The sequence below is a fragment of the Flavobacterium croceum DSM 17960 genome (genome assembly GCF_002917885.1).
Taxonomy (GTDB): domain Bacteria; phylum Bacteroidota; class Bacteroidia; order Flavobacteriales; family Flavobacteriaceae; genus Flavobacterium; species Flavobacterium croceum.
The window spans coordinates 119659-140609 of sequence record NZ_PQNY01000008.1 but is presented as its reverse complement, the minus strand read 5'-3'; the positions used below and the strand labels follow the sequence as shown (position 1 = coordinate 140609).

General features: G+C 32.2%; 21 protein-coding genes and 3 tRNA genes. 12 read left to right on the top strand and 12 right to left on the bottom strand.

The window, feature by feature from the left end; translation table 11 throughout:
* The first annotated feature begins 2 nt into the window (after positions 1-2).
* Complete coding sequence (locus Q361_RS07620; protein WP_245874617.1) at positions 3-2471, top strand: TonB-dependent receptor; 2469 nt, start codon at positions 3-5, stop codon at positions 2469-2471.
* A 29-nt stretch (positions 2472-2500) separates the two neighbouring features.
* The gene (locus Q361_RS07615; protein ID WP_103726127.1) at positions 2501-3220 is read left to right on the top strand and encodes a hypothetical protein; all 720 of its coding nucleotides are present in this window, start codon (positions 2501-2503) and stop codon (positions 3218-3220) included.
* Positions 3221-3301: 81 nt separating this feature from the next.
* Here the strand turns inward: Q361_RS07615 and Q361_RS07610 are convergent.
* From Q361_RS07610 to Q361_RS07600, 3 genes are all read right to left on the bottom strand, one after another.
* Positions 3302-3383 (bottom strand) — tRNA-Leu (locus Q361_RS07610).
* A 41-nt stretch (positions 3384-3424) separates the two neighbouring features.
* A tRNA-Lys gene (locus Q361_RS07605) sits at positions 3425-3497 on the bottom strand.
* A gap of 23 nt (positions 3498-3520) precedes the next feature.
* A tRNA-Lys gene (locus Q361_RS07600) sits at positions 3521-3593 on the bottom strand.
* Positions 3594-3717: 124 nt separating this feature from the next.
* On the opposite strand from Q361_RS07600, the gene Q361_RS07595 reads away from it, so the two are divergent.
* The gene (locus Q361_RS07595; protein ID WP_103726126.1) at positions 3718-4236 is read left to right on the top strand and encodes a shikimate kinase; all 519 of its coding nucleotides are present in this window, start codon (positions 3718-3720) and stop codon (positions 4234-4236) included.
* Here Q361_RS07595 and Q361_RS07590 read toward each other — a convergent pair.
* The 3 genes from Q361_RS07590 to Q361_RS07580 are packed head-to-tail and all read right to left on the bottom strand — an operon-like array spanning position 4228 to position 5685.
* On the bottom strand, positions 4228-4728 hold the full coding sequence (locus tag Q361_RS07590; RefSeq protein WP_103726125.1) for a phosphoribosyltransferase family protein: 501 nt from the start codon (positions 4726-4728) through the stop codon (positions 4228-4230). The genes Q361_RS07595 and Q361_RS07590 overlap by 9 nt on opposite strands.
* Positions 4728-5312, bottom strand: coding sequence for a methyltransferase domain-containing protein (locus Q361_RS07585; RefSeq protein ID WP_103726124.1), 585 nt, complete (start codon positions 5310-5312; stop codon positions 4728-4730). Before Q361_RS07585 ends, Q361_RS07590 begins: the two co-directional genes overlap by 1 nt.
* Entirely contained in the window at positions 5296-5685 is a 390-nt protein-coding gene (locus Q361_RS07580) for an RNA-binding S4 domain-containing protein (protein ID WP_103726123.1), read from the bottom strand. The genes Q361_RS07585 and Q361_RS07580 overlap by 17 nt, the downstream gene beginning before the upstream one ends.
* A gap of 73 nt (positions 5686-5758) precedes the next feature.
* Here Q361_RS07580 and Q361_RS07575 point away from each other — a divergent pair, with 73 nt between their 5' ends.
* A complete protein-coding gene (locus Q361_RS07575; RefSeq protein WP_103726122.1) occupies positions 5759-6643 on the top strand; it encodes an FKBP-type peptidyl-prolyl cis-trans isomerase in 885 nt (294 codons plus the stop codon).
* 57 nt (positions 6644-6700) lie between these two features.
* Here Q361_RS07575 and Q361_RS07570 read toward each other — a convergent pair whose 3' ends face one another.
* From Q361_RS07570 to Q361_RS07555, 4 genes are read right to left on the bottom strand one after another with little or no spacing between them, the layout of a single operon-like run.
* Positions 6701-7654, bottom strand: a complete 954-nt coding sequence (locus Q361_RS07570; RefSeq protein WP_103726121.1) for a transketolase family protein — start codon at positions 7652-7654, stop codon at positions 6701-6703.
* A 38-nt stretch (positions 7655-7692) separates the two neighbouring features.
* Positions 7693-8340 carry a hypothetical protein gene (locus Q361_RS07565; RefSeq protein ID WP_103726120.1) on the bottom strand — a complete coding sequence of 216 codons (648 nt, stop codon included), beginning with the start codon at positions 8338-8340 and terminating at the stop codon, positions 7693-7695.
* Positions 8333-9016, bottom strand: coding sequence for a hypothetical protein (locus Q361_RS07560; RefSeq protein ID WP_103726119.1), 684 nt, complete (start codon positions 9014-9016; stop codon positions 8333-8335). The genes Q361_RS07565 and Q361_RS07560 overlap by 8 nt, the downstream gene beginning before the upstream one ends.
* Positions 9016-9861, bottom strand: coding sequence for a transketolase (locus Q361_RS07555; RefSeq protein WP_103726118.1), 846 nt, complete (start codon positions 9859-9861; stop codon positions 9016-9018). The genes Q361_RS07560 and Q361_RS07555 overlap by 1 nt, the downstream gene beginning before the upstream one ends.
* A gap of 185 nt (positions 9862-10046) precedes the next feature.
* On the opposite strand from Q361_RS07555, the gene tgt reads away from it, so the two are divergent.
* From tgt to dnaB, 6 genes are all read left to right on the top strand, one after another.
* On the top strand, positions 10047-11177 hold the full coding sequence (gene tgt, locus Q361_RS07550) for a tRNA guanosine(34) transglycosylase Tgt (RefSeq protein WP_103726117.1): 1131 nt from the start codon (positions 10047-10049) through the stop codon (positions 11175-11177).
* Between the two features lie 8 nt (positions 11178-11185).
* A complete protein-coding gene (locus Q361_RS07545; RefSeq protein WP_103726116.1) occupies positions 11186-11929 on the top strand; it encodes a lipocalin family protein in 744 nt (247 codons plus the stop codon).
* 20 nt (positions 11930-11949) lie between these two features.
* Positions 11950-13035 (top strand): LptF/LptG family permease, encoded by a 1086-nt coding sequence (locus tag Q361_RS07540; RefSeq protein ID WP_103726115.1) that lies wholly within the window; start codon positions 11950-11952, stop codon positions 13033-13035.
* On the top strand, positions 13022-13903 hold the full coding sequence (locus Q361_RS07535; protein ID WP_103726114.1) for a DMT family transporter: 882 nt from the start codon (positions 13022-13024) through the stop codon (positions 13901-13903). Before Q361_RS07540 ends, Q361_RS07535 begins: the two co-directional genes overlap by 14 nt.
* Before the next feature lie 71 nt (positions 13904-13974).
* Positions 13975-14928, top strand: a complete 954-nt coding sequence (locus Q361_RS07530) for an acetyl-CoA carboxylase carboxyltransferase subunit alpha (protein ID WP_103726113.1) — start codon at positions 13975-13977, stop codon at positions 14926-14928.
* Positions 14929-15073: 145 nt separating this feature from the next.
* A complete protein-coding gene (dnaB, locus tag Q361_RS07525; RefSeq protein WP_103726112.1) occupies positions 15074-16621 on the top strand; it encodes a replicative DNA helicase in 1548 nt (515 codons plus the stop codon).
* A 153-nt stretch (positions 16622-16774) separates the two neighbouring features.
* On the opposite strand, the gene Q361_RS07520 is transcribed toward dnaB, so the two are convergent.
* Both Q361_RS07520 and Q361_RS07515 read right to left on the bottom strand, forming a co-directional pair.
* Positions 16775-17737 carry a T9SS type A sorting domain-containing protein gene (locus Q361_RS07520; RefSeq protein WP_103726111.1) on the bottom strand — a complete coding sequence of 321 codons (963 nt, stop codon included), beginning with the start codon at positions 17735-17737 and terminating at the stop codon, positions 16775-16777.
* Positions 17738-17800: 63 nt separating this feature from the next.
* Positions 17801-19072, bottom strand: a complete 1272-nt coding sequence (locus Q361_RS07515; protein WP_103726110.1) for a T9SS type A sorting domain-containing protein — start codon at positions 19070-19072, stop codon at positions 17801-17803.
* A 141-nt stretch (positions 19073-19213) separates the two neighbouring features.
* Here Q361_RS07515 and Q361_RS07510 point away from each other — a divergent pair, with 141 nt between their 5' ends.
* Together Q361_RS07510 and Q361_RS07505 are read left to right on the top strand one after the other, a co-directional pair.
* Complete coding sequence (locus tag Q361_RS07510; RefSeq protein ID WP_211290370.1) at positions 19214-19396, top strand: helix-turn-helix domain-containing protein; 183 nt, start codon at positions 19214-19216, stop codon at positions 19394-19396.
* Between the two features lie 293 nt (positions 19397-19689).
* Positions 19690-20946 carry an asparagine synthetase B gene (locus Q361_RS07505; RefSeq protein WP_103726109.1) on the top strand — a complete coding sequence of 419 codons (1257 nt, stop codon included), beginning with the start codon at positions 19690-19692 and terminating at the stop codon, positions 20944-20946.
* Positions 20947-20951: the final 5 nt, after the last annotated feature.

Sequence of the window (20951 nt, the reverse complement as noted above, 5' to 3'; positions counted from 1 at the left end):
TTTTGAAAAATATATTTTTTATATTCCTATTATTAGGGATTGTAACAACATCAAATGCACAAACCGCAAGGATAAAAGGAATTGTACTCGATGAGAATAAGCAACCTGTAGAAGGTGTTAATGTAAGTATACAAAACCGTTCTACTACTACAAATGCCTATGGATTTTATGCTTTAGTGATTCCTGCAAATCAAAAAGTAGTGGTTGTTTACAGCCATGTTGCTTTTAAAAATATAACCGCAACAATTACATTAAAAAGCAATGAAGATTACGAGTTTAATCCTGAAATAAAATCGAAAGAAGAACAGTTAGGCGATGTAATTGTAGTGAGTAATAAAAAACGAATTCAAGGCATTACCACTATTTCTCCAGAAGTAATTAGAAAAATTCCAAGTGCCAACCCTGGTGTAGAAAGTATTTTAAAACTGATGAATGGCGTTACTTCTCATAGTGAATTGAGTTCGCAATACTCCGTGAGAGGAGGAAATTACGATGAGAATTTGGTATATGTAAATGAAGTTGAAGTGTATAGACCTTTTCTTATTCGTTCTGGACAACAAGAAGGACTTAGTTTTACAAACACCGATTTGGTTCAAAATGTAGATTTTTCAGCCGGAGGATTTCAAGCAAAATATGGCGATAAGTTATCTTCTGTACTCGATATTACGTATAAAAAGCCAACCAAATTTGGCGCTTCGTTAGAAGCTAGTTTGCTTGGTGCCAATGCTTCTGTAGAAGGGGTTTCAAAAAATCAAAAACTTAGCGCTATTGCGGGTTTACGCTACAGAGACAATTCGTTGTTTGTAAATAGCCAGCAAACAGAAACAAATTACAAACCATCATTTGCCGATTTTCAAACCAATATTACCTATTACTCTTCTACCAAGTGGCAATGGAATTTTTTAGGAAATTTATCGCAAAACACCTACAATTACCAGCCTACTACTAGACAAACAAATTTTGGAACAGTAAGCGAACCAATTGCTTTACTTGTGTATTACGAAGGACAAGAAAAAGACAAATACACCACGTATTTTGGTGCGATAAAATCGACTTATCAAGCTTCAGAAAACAATATATATCGATTTATTGCTTCTGCCTATCATACTCAAGAGCAAGAACATTTTGATATTGATGCTTCCTATTATTTAGGCGAAGTAGATACAAGTTTGGGTTCTGAAAATTTTGGAAATGTAAATTACAGTAGAGGTATAGGTTCTCAGCTTACGCATGCTAGAAACAACCTAGACGCAGTAATTGTAAATGCAGAAGTAAAAGGTACAAACTATATTAAAGAAAAAAAGTACCAATTTGATTGGGGTGTAAAATATACTCACGAAAGTATTCGAGATAGAATAGTAGAATGGGAAGTAATAGATTCGGCAGGTTTTTCGCTTAACAACCCTATTTTAGAGCTACCTGTAAACCATCAACCTTATCAACCTTATACAGGTCCTTTGGTTCCTTATCAAAATGTACGAGCTACCAACTTTGTTGATATTAACAGGTTTTCAGGGTATGCGCAAGTCTATTCAAAATACAATATAGGCGAGCATCAACTGTTTATTACCGCAGGTTTACGAGCTCAGCAATGGTTGGTTTCGGGCGATAAAATTACAGATGCTCAAAGCCAAACCGTAATAAGTCCAAGAGCACAATTTACACTCAAGCCCAATTGGGAAAAAGATATGCTGTTTAGATTTTCTACAGGATATTACTATCAACCGCCATTTTATAGAGAATTGCGTGCTATTGATGGAGTAGTTTTACCTAATGTAAAAGCTCAAAAATCAATTCATTTTCTATTGGGTAACGATTATGGTTTTAAAATGTGGAATAGAAAATTCAAATTTGTTTCCGAAGCCTATTACAAAACCATTTCAGATGTAAATGCCTACACGCTTGATAATGTAAGAATACGTTATCAGGCTAATAATGATACAAAAGCTTATGCTTATGGTTTTGATTGCCGATTGAATGGAGAGTTTGTACCCGGTACAGAATCGTGGTTTAGTTTTGGCTATATGAAAACAGAAGAAAATCAAGCCGACAAAGGATATATTGCAAGACCAACCGATCAAAGACTTAAATTTGGCATCTTGTTTCAAGATTATATGCCTAATATTCCTAGCGTAAAATTGTACCTCAATTTAGTGTACAATACAGGTTTACCTGGTGGTTCTCCATCTTATGCTAATGTGTATGATTACCAAGGACGATTACGAGATTATAGACGTGCAGATGTAGGTTTTTCTTATGTTTTTACAGAAAAAAATCAAGAGCGTCCACAAGGGCATTGGCTTAAAAAGTTTAAAGATTTGTCTTTAGGTTTGGAAGTGTTTAATTTATTTAACAATCTTAATGCTATTACCAATACATGGGTTCGTGATGCGTATACAAAAAATCAATACGCCATACCCAATTACATGACCATGAGGGTTTTTAATATAAAACTTACCGCAAGATTGTAAAAATTGTATCTTTGAAAAAAATAAATGGTATGAAGAATTTAGTTTTAGCACTAACACTGTTTTTAGCACTAGCATCTTGTAAACAAGAAAAAGAAGTGCCCAAAGTGCGTTATTCATCAGAAAAAAAAGACTCAAAACCCATTATAGATAGTGCCGATTTGCAAGTTTCGGATTTACCTATAGAATTTCCTAATACAGATGTGTTAGTTTTTCCAGTAGGAAATGTAAATTTTGTTTCTAGAGATAGCAAAATAGGTTCTGAGACAAGTTCAAAATCTTATTCTACCCAAAGTTTTAACGTGTCAAATTATAATGATTTTGAAATTACAGGATATTTAACAAATTTAAAATTTCAAAAACAAAATACAGATTCTTTAGAGGTATTAACCAATAAGTCTTTGCTTATAGAATCGGTTACTTATTTAAAAAACTTTGCTGATAAAAGTAATAAGAAAATTCTTTTATATTCTTTGGCAGATGCAGATACCAATCAGGACAACGCGATAGACCAAGACGATATAAAATCTATTTACGCGAGTGATATATACGGTAAAGGGTTTCAAAAATTATCTCCCGATCTGCAAGAAGTAATCGATTGGAATGTTCTAGAAGGAATAAAAAGGCTTTATTTTAGAACCATTGAAGATTTTAATAAAAATGGTGCTTTTGATGCTAAAGATAAAGTGCATTATTTTTATGTAGATTTAATGCAAAAAGAATTAAAGGCAGTAGAATATAAACCCATATAGGTTTTTCGGAATATTGCCGGGAATTATTTAAAATAAAAAAGCGTAACTTATACACTATGTATTGGTTACGCTTTTTTTGTGTGACCACGATGGGATTCGAACCCATACGCCTTGCAGCACCACCCCCTCAAGATGGCGAGTCTACCAATTTCTCCACGTGGCCGTGAAAAATAAAAAAAGTTAAACATTGCTGTTTAACTTTTGTGACCCCGCTGGGGCTCGAACCCAGGACCCCTACATTAAAAGTGTAATGCTCTACCAACTGAGCTACGGAGTCAGTGCTAATACGATAAAAATTTGTGACCCCGCTGGGGCTCGAACCCAGGACCCCTACATTAAAAGTGTAATGCTCTACCAACTGAGCTACGGAGTCAAATCATTATCTTATTGCGGGTGCAAATATAAGAGGTTATTATTGATTTTTCAAAGGAATTTTATCTTAAATTTATATTTTTTTTAAAAATAATTATAAGCATTTATTTTACAGATATTTATCTATGAAAAAAATAGTATTATTAGGCTATATGGGCTCAGGGAAATCAACAATTGGTAGTGCATTAGCCTCAGCTATTGGTTTACCTTATTTAGATTTAGATCATCAAATAGAACAATTAAGTCAAAAAACAGTCTCAGAAATTTTTGAAACTAAAGGCGAAATTTATTTTAGAAGATTAGAAAGCCAACTATTTAATGAACTTTTAAATAACAATGAAAACTTTGTATTGAGTTTAGGAGGAGGAACTCCTTGTTATTACAATCATGATGATTTATTACAAAAAGACGGTGTAACGTCTATATATCTTAAGGTAAGTGTGCCTATTTTGTATCAAAGGCTTTTAAAAGAAAAAGAGCAAAGACCTCTACTAGCTCGTTTAGATGATGAAGAATTGCAAGAATTTATAGCTAAACATTTATTTGAAAGAGAGCCCTATTATAGAAAAGCAAAACACATTATAAATTGTAATGATATTTCTGTAGCAAATATCGTATCTGAAATTGAGAATAAATTAAGATAAATAACAAGTAATTGTGTTATCTTCTGTGCAAACAACCGAAACATGTTCTTGAGTAGAGGTAGATAAAGATAAACCTTTAAAATCTGCTTTAACAGGGTATTTTTTATGACTTCTATCTACTAAAACAGCTGTTTTTATAGTTTTGGTAGGAACATTCAAAAAATGCTTTACCGCATATATAAGTGTAGAGCCCGAGTTTAGTACATCATCTACTATGATAATATTTTTTGAGGCATATGTTTCGGTAGATAGTGAGGTAGTTATTTCTTGCAGAGGATTTAGTTTATTTAGTTTTATTTCGCAATAAGAAATTTTTAGCGAACTTATTTCTTCTAAATTCTTGCCAATTTGTTTTGCTACCAAAAATCCGTTATCTGCAATTCCTGCAATAATGAGTTCATCTTCATTACAAAAAGCTTCGTAAATTTGGTATGCCATACGTTCTAATTTACGATTGGATTGTTCTGGTGTTATAATAATTTGCACAATAATTATTTTTTTATAAAATTAATAAATACTTCGTTATTCATGCGTGGTTTGATAGAATTGTAGCAATCTTCCAATGTTTTTATCGTAAAAAAATTAGAAAATAACTTAACATATTCTTGTTTGCTACCGCCAAAAGGAGGCCCAGACTCAGTAAGTGGAAATTGAAATAATAAACCAACTAATTTTCCATGCTCGGTTAATAAACTATGTGCTTTTTCTACATATTTTTCTCTTAACTTAGGGTCTAAGGCGCAAAAAAAGGTTTGTTCTAAAATTAAGTCGAATTGCTCTTGGTGTTCAAAAAAATCTTGTTCAATCAAATTTTTTGAAAAAGCCTTTTTTACTCTTCGTGCGATGTTTTCGAGTGGTTGTTGTGCTATGTCTAATACGTACACATTGCGAAATCCTTTTGAAATAAGGTATTCAAATTCGTATCCGTTGCCAGCACCAGGTATTAAAATTTTGGTGTCTTTATTTTCTAGTTGATCAATATACTCTTTTAATGGCGTGGTAATTGCGCCAGTATCCCAGCCAACTTCATTTTCCTTGTATCTACTTTCCCAATATTCTTTATTCAGCTTCGTCATTTTCTGTGGTTATATATTCCATATTGTCTAAATCTCTTCTGTCTTTTTTGGTAGGTCTTCCTTCTCCAAATTTTCGATAATGTTGTTTGGATAGTTTGAGTAGCTCTAGATGTGCAAAAGCTTCTTCTGGAGTTTCATCTTTTCTGTAAATATCTACCAATTTTGCACCTACACGATTGTCAGGTATGTCTAAAACCCTAATTGTATAAGTAATTTGGTCTTTTCTAAAACTTATTTTATCGCCTGCAAAAACTTCTCGAGACGCTTTTACCACTTGGTCATTTACAGAAACTTGATTTTTTTGACAAGCTTGTGTAACCATAGTACGGGTTTTGTAATACCTTACACACCATAAATATTTGTCTACTCTCATAAAAAGTTCTAAAAAACCGTTAATTTGTTTACAAAAATAAATCAATATTGTATCTTGCGCTAAATTTTTTACAATGAAAAAAATATTTTTTGTTTTAGTCCTTTCTATTTCGGCTCTATCAACCATTTCTTGCAAAAAAGATGATGGTACAGAAGTAACTCCAATTCGAGACTATGCAGAGCAATACGCTACCGACAAAACGGCTATAGATAATTTTTTGCGTACCCACTCTATGGCTGTAGATGCCAATTATAATGTAACTTTTGCCGATGTAACAGAAAATGCTCCCAATTGTATTAAGTTGCAAACTCAATACCCACTACAAGAGCGAACAGTAGATGAAGATGGCATTACATATAAATTTCCATATATTGTATTTAATGAAGGTTCTCAAAGACGACCTACAGCAGTCGATTCTGTATTGGTTTCTTATAGAGGAGTAACTTTGGATAATGTACAATTTGACAAAGCAGATTCTCCATTATGGTTTAAGTTGGGTGAGAATGTAATTACAGGTTGGGGACATATATTTCCTGCTTTTAAAACAGGTACTTATACTGATATGGTTAGTGAAACATTGTTTTCTAATTATGGTGCAGGTGTGTTTTTTCTACCTTCTGGTTTGGCTTATTATAACTATGGAAGTGCTAGTATTGGAGCTTATCAACCTATTATTTTTAATGTAAAGCTTTATGAATTAAGGTATCGAGATCACGATGCAGATGGTGTTTTATCAAAAAATGAAATTCCTGCTTCGTCTTCATCAGATATTTTTTACAGCCCATCTAGTTACGACTCAGATGGCGATGGAGTACCCAATATGTATGATATAGATGATGATGGCGATAAAATTCAAACTAAATTTGAAATTCACAAAGATTCATCTGGAAATATTATTTTTGAAGACTGTGATGGCGATGGTATCCCTAATTACCTCGATCCTGATAAATGTTTATAAAACAAAAAAATCCCGAAAGGCTCTAGTTTTTCGGGATTTTTTAGCATTAAATTGTATTTATTTTCTTGCTATTACTTTATTACAAGCTTCTACAATTGCTTCGTTATTTAATTTGTACTTCTCCATTAATTGTTCGGGAGTACCGCTTTCGCCAAACGAATCTTTAACAGCTACAAATTCTTGAGGTTTTGGATTGTTTAGTGCTAAAACACGCGAAACGCTTTCGCCTAAGCCTCCTAACATATTGTGTTCTTCGGCAGTAACTATACAACCTGTTTTTGCAACCGATTGTAGTATGGCATTTTCATCTAATGGTTTTATAGTATGAATATTGATTACTTCGGCCGAAATACCTTGTTCTTCTAGCTTTTCGGCAGCAATTAACGCTTCCCACACCAAATGACCTGTAGCTACAATGGTTACATCTGTACCTTCGTTAAGCAATATTGCTTTTCCAATAACAAAAGGTTCGTCTGCTGGAGTAAAATTGGGTACAACTGGTCGTCCAAAACGTAAATAGGCTGGCCCATGATGATCTGCCAAGGCTATAGTAGCCGCTTTGGTTTGGTTGTAATCGCAGGTGTTTATAACGGTCATACCCGGTAGCATTTTCATGAGGCCAATATCTTCTAATATTTGATGCGTAGCACCATCTTCGCCAAGGGTTAATCCAGCATGAGAGGCACATATTTTAACATTTTTATCGGAGTACGCCACACTTTGACGTATTTGATCGTAAACTCTACCTGTTGAAAAATTGGCAAATGTACCTGTAAAAGGTATTTTACCGCCTATGGTTAATCCGGCTGCAATACCAATCATATTGGCTTCTGCAATACCTATTTGAAAAAATCTGTCGGGGTGATTTTTTTTGAAGTCATCAAGTTTTAGAGAACCTATTAAATCGGCACAAAGTGCTACGACATTTTCATTTTTTTGTCCTAACTCGGTCATTCCTGCTCCAAAACCCGATCGAGTGTCTTTGCTTCCTGTGTTGGTGTATTTTTTCATGTAATATTTTGTGTTAAATTATAGTATAGATATATTATTTAATATTTTAGGTCTATATCAAAATTTATCTTTCTAATTTTTATAAGTTCGTTTGTATAAACGTGTTTGTTCTCGAAAGTTATTTTAATTTTTTTGGGTAATCTGTTTTGAAAGTATTCTAATTTATCAATATTATAAGAGGGTGCATCTACATAATAATTATGAGTAAAAAAAGAGTATTCCTCCATAGATTTATCAAAAGTGCATTCTACGACAACTTTTTTATTTGGTTTTGAATTTAATTTTCTTGTTACAGTTTTTGCTGTTTGTTCATTCTCTAAAAAAGTTTCATTATATTCATAAGTATAGATGTCATCATTTGTAAGATGAGCTTTACTTTCACGTTTTTCTACTAATGAATTTGAAATAATTTTAGGTATTGAATTAGATGAGTCATCTTTTGAAATTTCATATAGTAACACAATAATTTCAGATTTATTTAAATTATTTAAATAACATTTTTTTTCATTTTTAGCATTATTGGTTGCTATTCTTCCAGTAATACTATAGCTATTATCTTTGGAGTTAATAAAATAAAAATCTATACCATATGTATTTTGAAACTCATAATAAGTATCAAAATGATAGGTTTGAGAAAAACAATTTGTAGTAATGAAAAAGGCTAAAAGTTTAAGTAAACTATTCATAATCTATCGTAATTAAATTTTTTGGAGCTATATGTAAAGTAAAATTTGTACTGTAACAATTTGTTATTTCTGTAATTATTTTACTTTGATTTTCATTTATGTAAATGATTTTTTTAAGATTATCTTTTTTATCAAATAAAATGCTAGGATTACTTTTTGCTAACCTATTTTTAATGCTAGTAAGTGTATTGTCTTCTATTGTAGGGTCATTTTGAATAAAAACATATTGAAATTCGTTTAGTATTTTCTTTCTCTTATTATTTTTAAAATGTTTAATACGAACAACCAATTCATTACTTATAGTATCTCTATTAAAAGTAGTTTCTGTATGTGGAATTTGAGTGATTTTTTTTTCGCTCGATATCTTTATGTTTGTATCATTGAATAACAATTGGTTAAGTTGTTTTTCAGAATTTATAAACCCTTGAAATGAAAAAGGAATTGTCTTATCTATACTTTTATCAATAAAAAAAGCTAAGTTTATAGAATTATCAATGATTAGCTCGTAAGAAGCATCTATGGAGTTTGAAAACTTTAATTTTACACCTTTTTTTCTTGTTAAAGCACTATTTTCCAAGCTTAATTGGGCTTTATCAAAATGATATTTAAGCGTGTCATTTTGCGAAAAAACAACGTTCCCAATAATAAAGAATAATAAAAAGACATTTTTTTTCATTAATAATCGCCCAAAGTTTCTGGATTTTGTTCTAAGGCTTTGGCTAGTTGTTCATCGCTAGGAGCTTTTCCGTGCCAAGCATGTGTATGCATCATAAAGTCTACACCATTACCCATTTCGGTGTGGAGTAATACACATATAGGTTTTCCATTACCTGTTTTTTCTTTGGCAAGATTCATACCTGTACTAATAGCTTCAATACTATTACCTTGTTCTATCTCTACCACTTCCCAATCAAAAGCTTCAAATTTTGCTTTAAGATTTCCGAGAGATAATACATCTTTTGTAGAGCCGTCTATTTGTTGCCCATTGTAGTCTACAGTAGCAATAATGTTATCTACACCTTTTGCTGCGGCATACATAATAGCTTCCCAATTTTGACCTTCTTGTAGTTCTCCATCACCTGTAAGTACATATACCAAATGAGAGTCATGGTTTAATTTTTTTGCTTGAGCAGCTCCAATAGCTACAGATAAACCTTGCCCTAAAGAGCCAGATGCCATACGCACACCAGGTAAACCCTCGTGTGTAGTAGGATGACCTTGTAATCTTGAATTTAATTTTCTAAAAGTACTTAATTCTGAAACAGAAAAATAACCGCTTCGAGCCAAAACACTATAAAAAACTGGAGAAATGTGCCCGTTGGATAAAAAGAAAATATCTTCATTTTTACCATTCATATCAAAGCCTTCTTTTCTATCCATTATTTCTTGGTATAAAGTTACCAAAAATTCGGCACAGCCCAAAGAACCACCTGGATGTCCAGAATTTACAGCATGTACCATGCGCAAAATGTCTCGTCTTACTTGTGATGTGAAATCTTGTAAATGTTCAAGTTTAGTCATTATATGGTTGTTAAAATTGATGCTGTAAATTTAATTTTAATATTTGAGTTAAGCCAAATCTTTTTTAAGAAGTTATGAAATATTTATGGTCTACAATTAATTCTAAAAACTATGCTAAAGCTCATTACTCGAAACTAAAAAAAAGTATCTTTGCAAACCCCACACATGGGAATTAATACACATATATGAAGTTTGATTTATTACAAAAAGATCCCAATAGTAATGCAAGAGCAGGTGTAATAACCACCGATCATGGAGTTATAGAAACACCAATATTTATGCCAGTAGGTACAGTGGCATCTGTAAAAGGAGTTCATCAACGTGAGCTAAAACAAGACATTAATCCAGATATAATATTAGGTAACACATACCATTTATATTTACGACCACAAACCACTATTCTTGAAAAAGCAGGTGGATTGCACAAATTTATGAATTGGGATAGAAATATTCTTACCGATTCGGGTGGTTATCAGGTATATTCACTTTCCGCTAATAGAAAAATAAAAGAAGAAGGCGTTAAGTTTAAAAGTCATATTGATGGCTCTTATCACTTTTTTTCACCCGAAAGTGTTATGGAAATTCAACGCAGTATAGGAGCCGATATTATTATGGCTTTTGATGAGTGTACTCCATATCCGTGTGATTATAGATACGCCAAAAGAAGTATGCACATGACGCACCGTTGGCTTGATCGCTGTGTTACACATTTGGAGAAAGTTCCAGAAAAATATGGCTATGAGCAAACATTGTTTCCAATAGTACAAGGAAGTACATACAAAGATTTGCGACAACAATCGGCAGAATATATTGCAGGTGTTGGAGCACAAGGAAATGCTATAGGAGGTTTATCGGTAGGTGAACCCGCCGAAGAAATGTATGCTATGACAGATGTTGTTTGTGCTATACTTCCGCAAGATAAACCAAGATACCTTATGGGGGTAGGTACTCCAATTAATATTCTAGAAAATATTGCATTGGGTATTGATATGTTCGATTGTGTAATGCCTACACGTAATGCGCGTAATGGTATGTTGTTTACAGCCCACGGAATTATCAACATAAAAAACAAAAAATGGGAAGACGATTTTTCTCCTATTGACGAAATGGGACATACTTTTGTTGATACCGAATATACTAAGGCTTATTTACGACATCTTTTTGCAGCAAATGAGTTTCTTGGAAAACAAATTGCTACCATTCATAATTTAGGCTTTTATCTTTGGTTGGTGCGCGAAGCTCGAAGACAAATTCTAGCAGGTACTTTTAGAGCGTGGAAAGATAAAATGGTAGTGCAAATGGCAACAAGATTATAAGAGAGTATATGAAAAGAGTTCTATCAATTATACTATGTTTTTATTTTTTAAGTATAAACGCTCAAGTTGCAAAAGAAGAATTAGTTGGAAATTGGTCTTATCATCGTTTTGAAACTAATAAAGAAATCGATTCTATTGGAAAAATAATGATGGTTAAGTTTTTTAGCGATATGTCGGTTAATATTACTTCTGATAATAACTATCAAATGACAATGATGAGAAAAAAGGAAGAAGGAAAATGGAAATTGGAAGAAAATAAGTTGTTTTTTACTTCTACAAAAGGAATTGAAAGCTCTTTTCAAATTGTAAAAAAAGAACCTGATACTTTGAAGTTTGAAATGAAACCAAATGAGTTTTTAATTTTGAAAAAATCAGAACAAACACTCTCTAAAATAGATTTGAAAGTTGATGATATTAAAACAATTTCGGTCGATAAAAAACAAGTTTCAAAAAAATGGTTCATTACAAAAAAAATTGTGCCAAATAAAACTGAGAAACAACTTGAAATGATTTCTATTTTATTAGAGGGCTCTTACATTGATTTTAATTCTAATGGAAAATATGATATTTCAATATTATCAATTGAAGAATCAGGAAAATGGTATTTGAGTGATAAAAATGACGAAATAATTCAAGAAAGATCAGATGATACAAAAGTTTTTTGGAAAATATTAAAAATTTCAGAGAATGAATTATTGCTTAATAAAGGAGATTTAAAAGAGCAATATCTATTTTCAACTTCCGAAAAATAATTAAATTTATGTGATAAAACATGCTGAAAATTTTAGATAAATACATATTAAAACGCTATTTGGTTACTTTCATTACCATGATACTTATGTTTATTCCTATAGGAATCGTGATTGATGTTTCTGAAAAAGTAAACAAAATGATAGAAAACAAAGTTGCTTTTTCGGCTGTAGCGATGTATTATTTAAATTTTACTATATTTTTTGCCAATTTACTTTTTCCAATTTTTTTGTTTTTATCTATTATTTGGTTTACTTCAAAATTGGCAAACAATACCGAAATAATTGCTATACTAAGTTCTGGAATTTCGTTTAAACGATTTTTAAAACCTTATATTATTGGTGCATCAATTATATCTGTATTTGCACTTCTTATGGGTTTTTTTATTGTTCCAAAAGCAAGCGAAGGATACTGGAATTTTAGATATAATTATTTAATTGGCGGTGGTAAAGATGAAATGCAAGACAAGTCTGATATTTATAGACAAATAAGTAAAGACGAATATATATATGTAAGTAGTTTTAATCCCGATTCTCAAATGGCTTTTAATTTTTCTATGGAAAAGTTTGAAGGTGATCAACTAAAATATAAAGTAACAGCAAATAGAATTCAGTATAATCCTAAAGATAGTACGTATACTTTATATGGTTTTAAAAAGAGAAAAATAGGTGTTTTAGACGATCAATTAGTATCGTTGCCAAAAAAAGATACCGTACTCAATATCGATATTGAAGATTTAACCCCCGTAGTATATATTGCCGAGACACTACCGTTGTACGAACTAAATAGTTTTATTAAGAAAGAACAATTGCGAGGTTCATCAAACTTAGATGTCTACAAAGTAGTATTGTACAAAAAATTTAGTATACCAGTATCGGCATTTATACTTACTATTATTGCTGTTGCTGTATCTTCGATGAAAAGAAGAGGAGGTATGGGCATCAATTTAGCAATAGGAATTGTTATTGCATTTGCATTTGTGTTTTGTGATAAAATTTTTGGGGTATTAGGTCAAAAATCTACATTGCCTCCCTTTATTGCTGTTTGGATTCCCAATTTAGTTTTTGGTATTTTGGCTATATACTTACTTCGCAATGCCAAACGATAATTTAAAAAGCTATTTACACTTACACCTCATTGTATTTATTTGGGGTTTTACGGCGGTATTGGGTAAACTTATTTCCTTAACTGCGCTAGATTTGGTGTGGTATCGAATGGTTTTTGCTCTATTTTTTGTGGGCTTGTTTTTATTTTTTTCAAAACAAGGCTTTAAAATTAGTACACATCATTTTTTTAGTTTTTTTATTTCGGGTATTGTTATTGCAGCTCATTGGTACACGTTTTACGAAGCTATAAAAGTTTCGAATATATCGGTAACATTAGCTTGTTTATCTACCGGAGCATTTTTTACATCGCTTTTAGAACCTATTTTTTTTAACAGAAAGATAGTGCTTTACGAAGTAATATTAGGCATTTTTGTAATAGTAGGTATAGGCGTTATCTTTTCGGTAGACACACACTACATAAAAGGCATTTTATTAGCACTATTATCAGCTTTTCTATCGGCAAGTTTTTCAATAATAAACGGCAAGTTTGCCAAAGATAACGATCCAGTACAAATTTCGTTTTATGAACTTTTAGGAGGTGTTTTTTTTATAAGTATTTATATCCTTTTTGTTGGAGGATTTACAAAAGAGTTCTTTTCTATATCAATGCCCGATTTGTTTTGGCTTATCATTTTGGCTTCTGTATGTACTGCCTATGCTTTTTCGGCTTCTGTAAAAGTGATGAAATTTTTGAGTCCATATACAGTAATGCTTACCATAAACTTAGAACCAATATACGGCATTATTCTGGCTATTTTAATTTTTGAAAATTCCGAAAAAATGAATCCTATGTTTTATTTGGGAGCTTTAATTATATTATCAACCGTTTTATTAAATGGTTATTTGAAAAACCAATCTAAGAAAAACTAAATATTTTATTACAAAACATAATACAATGTTATATATTTGTAGCTTAATACAAACTATAAAACCTACATTTTATGGAATATTTAGATTTTGAATTACCAATAAAAGAGCTTGAAGAACAATTAGATAAATGTGAGTTGATAGGTCAAGAATCTAATGTTGATGTTTCAAATACTTGTAAACAAATTGAGAAGAAACTCGAAGAAACCAAGAAAAAAATATACAAAAACCTTACGGCTTGGCAACGTGTTCAACTCTCTAGACACCCAAATAGACCTTATACTTTAGAATATATTACAACGCTTACCAACGGCACTTTTTTAGAATTATTTGGCGATAGAAATTTCAAAGACGACAAAGCCATGATTGGAGGTTTAGGAAAAATAAACGGACAATCGTATATGCTTATTGGACAACAAAAAGGTATCAATACCAAAATGCGTCAATACCGTAACTTTGGTATGGCAAACCCAGAAGGCTATAGAAAAGCATTGCGATTAATGAAAATGGCAGAAAAATTCAATGTTCCAGTAATAACTTTTATAGATACTCCAGGGGCATATCCAGGGCTTGAGGCAGAAGAGCGCGGTCAAGGAGAAGCTATTGCAAGAAATATTTTTGAAATGACCAAATTGCAAGTTCCTATTATATGTATCATTATAGGCGAAGGAGCATCAGGTGGAGCATTGGGTATAGGTGTAGGCGATAGAGTATTTATGCTCGAAAACACATGGTACTCGGTAATTTCTCCCGAATCTTGTTCTTCTATTTTATGGAAATCTTGGGAACACAAAGAGCAAGCTGCCGAAGCTCTAAAACTTACTTCTACCGACATGAAAAAACAAAAATTGGTAGACGATGTTATACCAGAACCATTAGGTGGAGCACACTACGATAAAGCAACTACTTTTAAAACCGTAGAAGAATATATTACCAAAGCTTACAACGAATTGAAAAATTTATCACCACAAGAATTAGTAAGCAAACGAATGGATAAATACAGTAAAATGGGTGAATTTAAAGATTAACACCGCTAAATTCAATCAACTAAAAAATCCGAAGCTCGATAGTTTCGGTTTTTTTTTGACTTATTAACATACAAACTCAATTTATCAACAGCTTGTAAGGATAACTTATCCTAAGCAACTTGTGTTATTTTAGTATTTTCGTGCTATGGAAAACCTTAAAAATATAAACCCAATACGAGTAGATAAAACTACGATAATAAACCTAGAAAAAGGAAAACTTCCTCCACAAGCTCTCGATTTAGAAGAAGCCGTGTTGGGCGCTATGATGATTGATAAAAAAGGGGTAGATGAGGTAATAGATATTCTTCAGTCTGACGCATTTTATAAAGAAGCACACAAATATATTTTTGAAGCTATTTTTCAACTTTTTACCGATTCTCAACCTATAGATTTACTTACAGTTTCAGCGCAGTTAAAAAAGAACGGAAAGCTAGAACTAGCAGGAGGCGATTTTTACCTCATTCAGCTTACCCAAAAAATATCATCATCGGCACATATAGAATTTCATTCTAGAATTATTCTTCAAAAATACATTCAACGAAGTTTGATAAAAATTTCCAGCGAAATTATTGAAGATTCTTATGACGAAACTACCGATGTTTTCGAATTATTAGACAAAGCCGAGTCTAAATTGTACGAAGTTACACAAGGAAACATTAAAAGAAGTTCCGAAACAGCACAAAGCTTGGTTATACAAGCTAAAAAACGTATCGAAGAAATAGCCAACAAAGAAGGCTTAAGCGGAGTGGCAACAGGTTTTGAAAAACTAGACAAGGTTACTTCGGGTTGGCAACCTTCCGATTTGATTATTATTGCAGCTCGACCTGGTATGGGTAAAACGGCTTTTGTACTCTCTATGGCTCGAAATATAGCTATCGATTTTGGTCATCCCGTAGCCTTATTTTCGTTAGAGATGTCTTCTGTACAGTTAATTACGCGTTTAATATCATCAGAAACAGGATTGTCTTCTGAGAAATTGCGTACAGGAAAACTCGAAAAACACGAATGGGAGCAATTATCAGTAAAAGTACGCGATTTAGAAAAAGCCCCTTTGTATATAGACGATACCCCTTCGTTATCCATATTCGACTTGCGCGCAAAAGCACGAAGATTGGCCTCGCAATATGGTATCAGACTTATTGTAATCGATTATTTACAGCTTATGACTGCCGGCGGAAACGGAAAAGGAGGCGGAAATAGAGAACAAGAAATTTCAACAATTTCTAGAAACCTAAAAGCCTTAGCAAAAGAACTCGATGTACCCGTTATTGCACTTTCCCAATTATCTCGTGCTGTAGAAACACGTGGTTCTAGTAAAAGACCTTTACTGTCCGATTTGCGTGAATCGGGAGCTATAGAGCAAGATGCCGATATCGTTTCTTTTATTTATAGACCCGAATACTACAAAATAGACGAATGGGATGATGACGAACAAACGCCAACACAAGGGCAAGCAGAGTTCATTATTGCCAAACATCGTAACGGTTCGCTAGAAAATATTCGACTTAAATTTATAGGTTCGCTCGGAAAATTTGACAATCTCGAAGAATACGGAAGCTCTTTCGACGATTTGCCATCAAAAATGAATTCTGACGATGTTTTTCCAAGCCAATTTAAAGCCTCGCCAAATCAAGCGTTTGATGATGATAATTCACCCAATCCATTTCATGATAAAGACGAAGTTCCGTTTTAATTCATCAGAAACAAATCAATAGGCATATTTGTAAACCCTATTCCCGCTATTCGCTTTATTTTTTTGTAGTTTAAAAAAAAAACTACAAAAAAGATACCGCTTCTATCGGGGTTAGATTGTACAGGTCTTGAATGTCTGAAAGTTTTTTAAATATCAATCTATTATCAATTTTTTATAAGCTGTTGTATTGTTATCAACAACTTTAAGAATATAAGTTCCTTTTGAAATATTCTGTATAGAAATAATTTTGTTGTGAGTATCTACTATATGTTCATAAAATACTTTTTGCCCTAGCAGAGTATAGATTTCAACTACGCCATTTTGAATATTGTGTTCACATTCTACTGTAAAAACACCCTTGCTAGGGTTAGGGTAAACAGAAAAAGAAGTAGTATTAAATTCAGAATTTTCTAAAGCACAATTGGTACTAATAGTAATGGGTTGTGTAATAGCGCAAGAAGTTAAAAAATTTTGCAATGCTGTAACTTCAAAACTATCAGCGCAAATGGTGGTTAGGTTTGGAATGTTTGACCAATTTATTGGTTCCCATGAATAAGTTGGTACAAAAGATTGCATGTAATTATTATTTATTTTTAAAGTAGTTAAATTTGGATTATTTGAACATTGCAATTCATTAAATAAAGGATTACCAGAAAAATCTAATGTAGAAAACAAACAATTACTGACATTAACTCTTTTTAAGCTTGTCAAACCACTAAAATCAATTGTAGTTATAGGGTTATTTGTACATCCAAAATTCCATAAATTTGTTAATTGACTAATATTTAAGGTACTAATATTGTTGTTGTTTATTGCTAACCATTTTAAATTGGTAAAATAATTAATACCTTCTAGAGAACTTATTTGAGTTGAAGGACTATTAAGGGCATTATGTAAAAATAAATAACACACTTCCAAAGCTTCATTTTGTTCTATTTCACCATTATTATTGGTATCTACAACAATGTTTATATCGTTACAATTTCTAGCTATCGAAACAACTGAATTGGCAGCCAATAGTCTATTTTTAAAATTCACATCGGGGATATTGATTGTTTGCGAATGTAAATTAATAGTAGTAAATAGAAATATTAAAAGTGTACTTAATTTTTTCATACTTTCAAAAATTTAATATAAACCTCTTGCTTTCAATTGAAAGCAAGAGGTGTTTGGCAACAATTATTCTTTAACAATTGTTTTAGTTATAGTTTCTTTGCCATCAAAAACTTTCAATAAATAGGTTCCTTTGTTTAATTGATTGAGCTTTAGTATCGTTTCGGTTTGGTTTGTAAGGGTTTCGGCAAATACTTTTTCACCATACAAACTATAAACTTCTATAAAACCGTTTTCAATTGCTTTGCCAAACAATATATTAAACGTACCCTCTTTAGAAGGGTTTGGACTAATATTTAAGTTTACAGCACTACCCATTTTTCCATTACAGTTAGCATCTTTTATTACATTACATCTTATGGGTATTGTACAAGAACCTCCTGAACATATTTGAACAAAAAATTCATCACTAAAGCTTGGTGGAGCATCCCCTCCAATAGTTATAGTTCCATCACCGTTTATTATTATATACGATGGTATTGGTTGAATAGGGAGTATATTAACAGCCATGTTTGGGTCGAAAGGAGGTGTAGGAACCACAGGGGTAATGGTTGCATTGCCTCCGTTTACAGAACAACCATTGGTTGTTGTAGCACATTCAAACAAACTACTTGTCGAAAGTGAACTTTGAGGTGTGCTTCCACAATAAAAAAACTGCACTTTTGGTATAGCATTCAACATATTTTCTATAATAAAATTGCATGGGTTTCCAGAAACCCAGCCGCTTTTTCCTCCTGTATTTTGCAATGTAACTTGTGTAAAAGGAGTACATGAAGAAACAGTTAGCGCTACATTTCCCGAAGAAAATGTATTAGAAGTTGGGGGAGCAGGAAATGTGCAAGAAATAACATTGCCAGATATGCTTAAACCACAAGGATTAGACAATTGCATACCAGGAGCATTAATACTCATTGTTGCAACATCATCTGAATTTACTGCCGAATATGAAATTCTTACACTAGTAATTGGTTCACTAAAAGTATAGGTTATATAACCATTTGTACTTGGACTAGTCCAAATCACAGGAGTATTGGAAGCTGGGTTAACAATGTCGTTGCATAATTCATTATTATTATAACTTGGAGGAGAATAATAAGAAGGCGTACTACCTGTAGTAGTTATTACTATTCCATTAACAGTACATTGTACATTATCAACAGATTGTACTAATGAAGTATTATAATTGTACTCACCCGTTGGCCCTTGTTTGTATTTAATAAAACCAGCATCAATTTCTTGATTTTGATTTATCAATACATTATTACGCTGTGCGAAAGAAATACTACCAATCATTAGTAACAAAAGTAGTAAAAATCTGATTTGTTTTGTTTTTTTCATAAAAATAAAGTTTTAGCTAAAATATGAAATTTAATCTAAATTATAGCATATAATGCTATAATTATTTCAAACAATTACTTCTTTATTTGTAATGTGCGTAAAGAAGTAGATGTACTATCCATAAAAAAATTTGGGAAAAAATTGAGACAAATTAGAGTTTCAAAAGGTATTTCTATGGAATTGCTTGCTAGTCTTACATCATTTGAATATTCTCAAATTAGCAGAATAGAATTAGGTCAAATTAATACATCAATAGATGCGGTTTTTAAATTGGCAAAAGCTTTAAATATTGAACCCAAAGAACTATTTGATTTTGAAAAATAAAAGATTAAATTACAATTTCGTTTCATTTATTAATAATACAGTTCTTATTAAAACTTCATTTACTTTGGAGAGAACATAACGAGTAGGGTTTTTATAGTTTCAAAACCTTACGATTACGACATTGAATTTTTAAGTTTTAAATTTATGTTTTTTACAATTTCAATTAAAAGGCTTTAGTCTAAAAAATATCTTTCTTTATACAACAAAAATAGTTGCAAAATTATCTCAATAGAAATTAGTTTTAAGATTTATTTATAATAATTACTTGTTATCTTTGAAATAAAAATAGCAAAATGTCCAGACTTATATCTATACTAGCTTTATTGGTAACCATTACAGTAAAAGCCAATTTTATATTGCTTCCTATGGACGAAACCACTCAAAAAAATCACTTAAAAGCCTATGGAATAACCTATTGGGCTTTAGATAAGCAATATAAAGCAAGTTGGTTACTCAATTATAGAGGCGGTTCATTTCTACTGCCCGATGTTGCCGAAATTCGTAAAGAATGTCAAATACGAGGCGTAAGTTTTGAACTATTATCCGATGCAGATGCCAATAGTATATTAGAAGATATATCAAGTCCGTCTCAAAACATGGAAACCGTAGTGCTCGAAAAAGCACCCAAAATAGCCGTATATACACCACCCGGAAAACAACCATGGGACGATGCAGTAACTATGGTTTTGAAATACGCAGAAATTCCTTATAAAGAAATCTACGACAAAGAAGTATTAGCCGACCAGTTAATTCTTTACGATTGGCTACACCTACATCATGAAGATTTTACGGGGCAATATGGTAAGTTTTATGGCGCTTACCGCAATGCTCCATGGTATATAGAAGAGAAAAAAGAGGCAGAAGATCTAGCTAAAAGTTTGGGGTATTCAAAAGTATCGGTAGAAAAACTAGACGTAGCCAAAAAAATACGTGATTTTGTTATAGGAGGCGGATTTATGTTTGCCATGTGTAGCGCCACAGATAGTTTTGATATAGCTCTTTCGGCAGAAGGCGTAGATATTTGTGAAGCGATGTTTGATGGTGATGAAAGTTCACCCAATTATCAATCGCAAATAGATTATATAAAAACATTTGCTTTTAAAGATTTTACGCTAGAAAGAAGACCAGAGCGTTACGAATTTTCAGATATAGATATGACGGAAAAGCGCCGTATACTTTTTGAAAAAGATTATTTTACCCTCATGGAATATTCGGCAAAATGGGACGTAATACCTACTATGCTTTGCCAAAATCATACTCAATTGGTAAAAGGTTTTATGGGGCAAACAACGTCTTTTGATAGTAATTTGATTAAGTCTAACGTGTTGGTGTTAGGAAAATGCGAACTCAATGATGAAGCCAAATATATTCATGCACAAAAGGGGAAAGGTTTTTTTACCTTTTACGGCGGTCACGATCCCGAAGACTATCAGCATAAAGTAGGTGATGAGCCTACCGTGTTGGATTTGCATCCAAACTCTCCTGGATATCGATTAATTTTAAATAATATTTTATTTCCAGCCGCCAAAAAGAAAAAACAAAAAACCTAATTGTA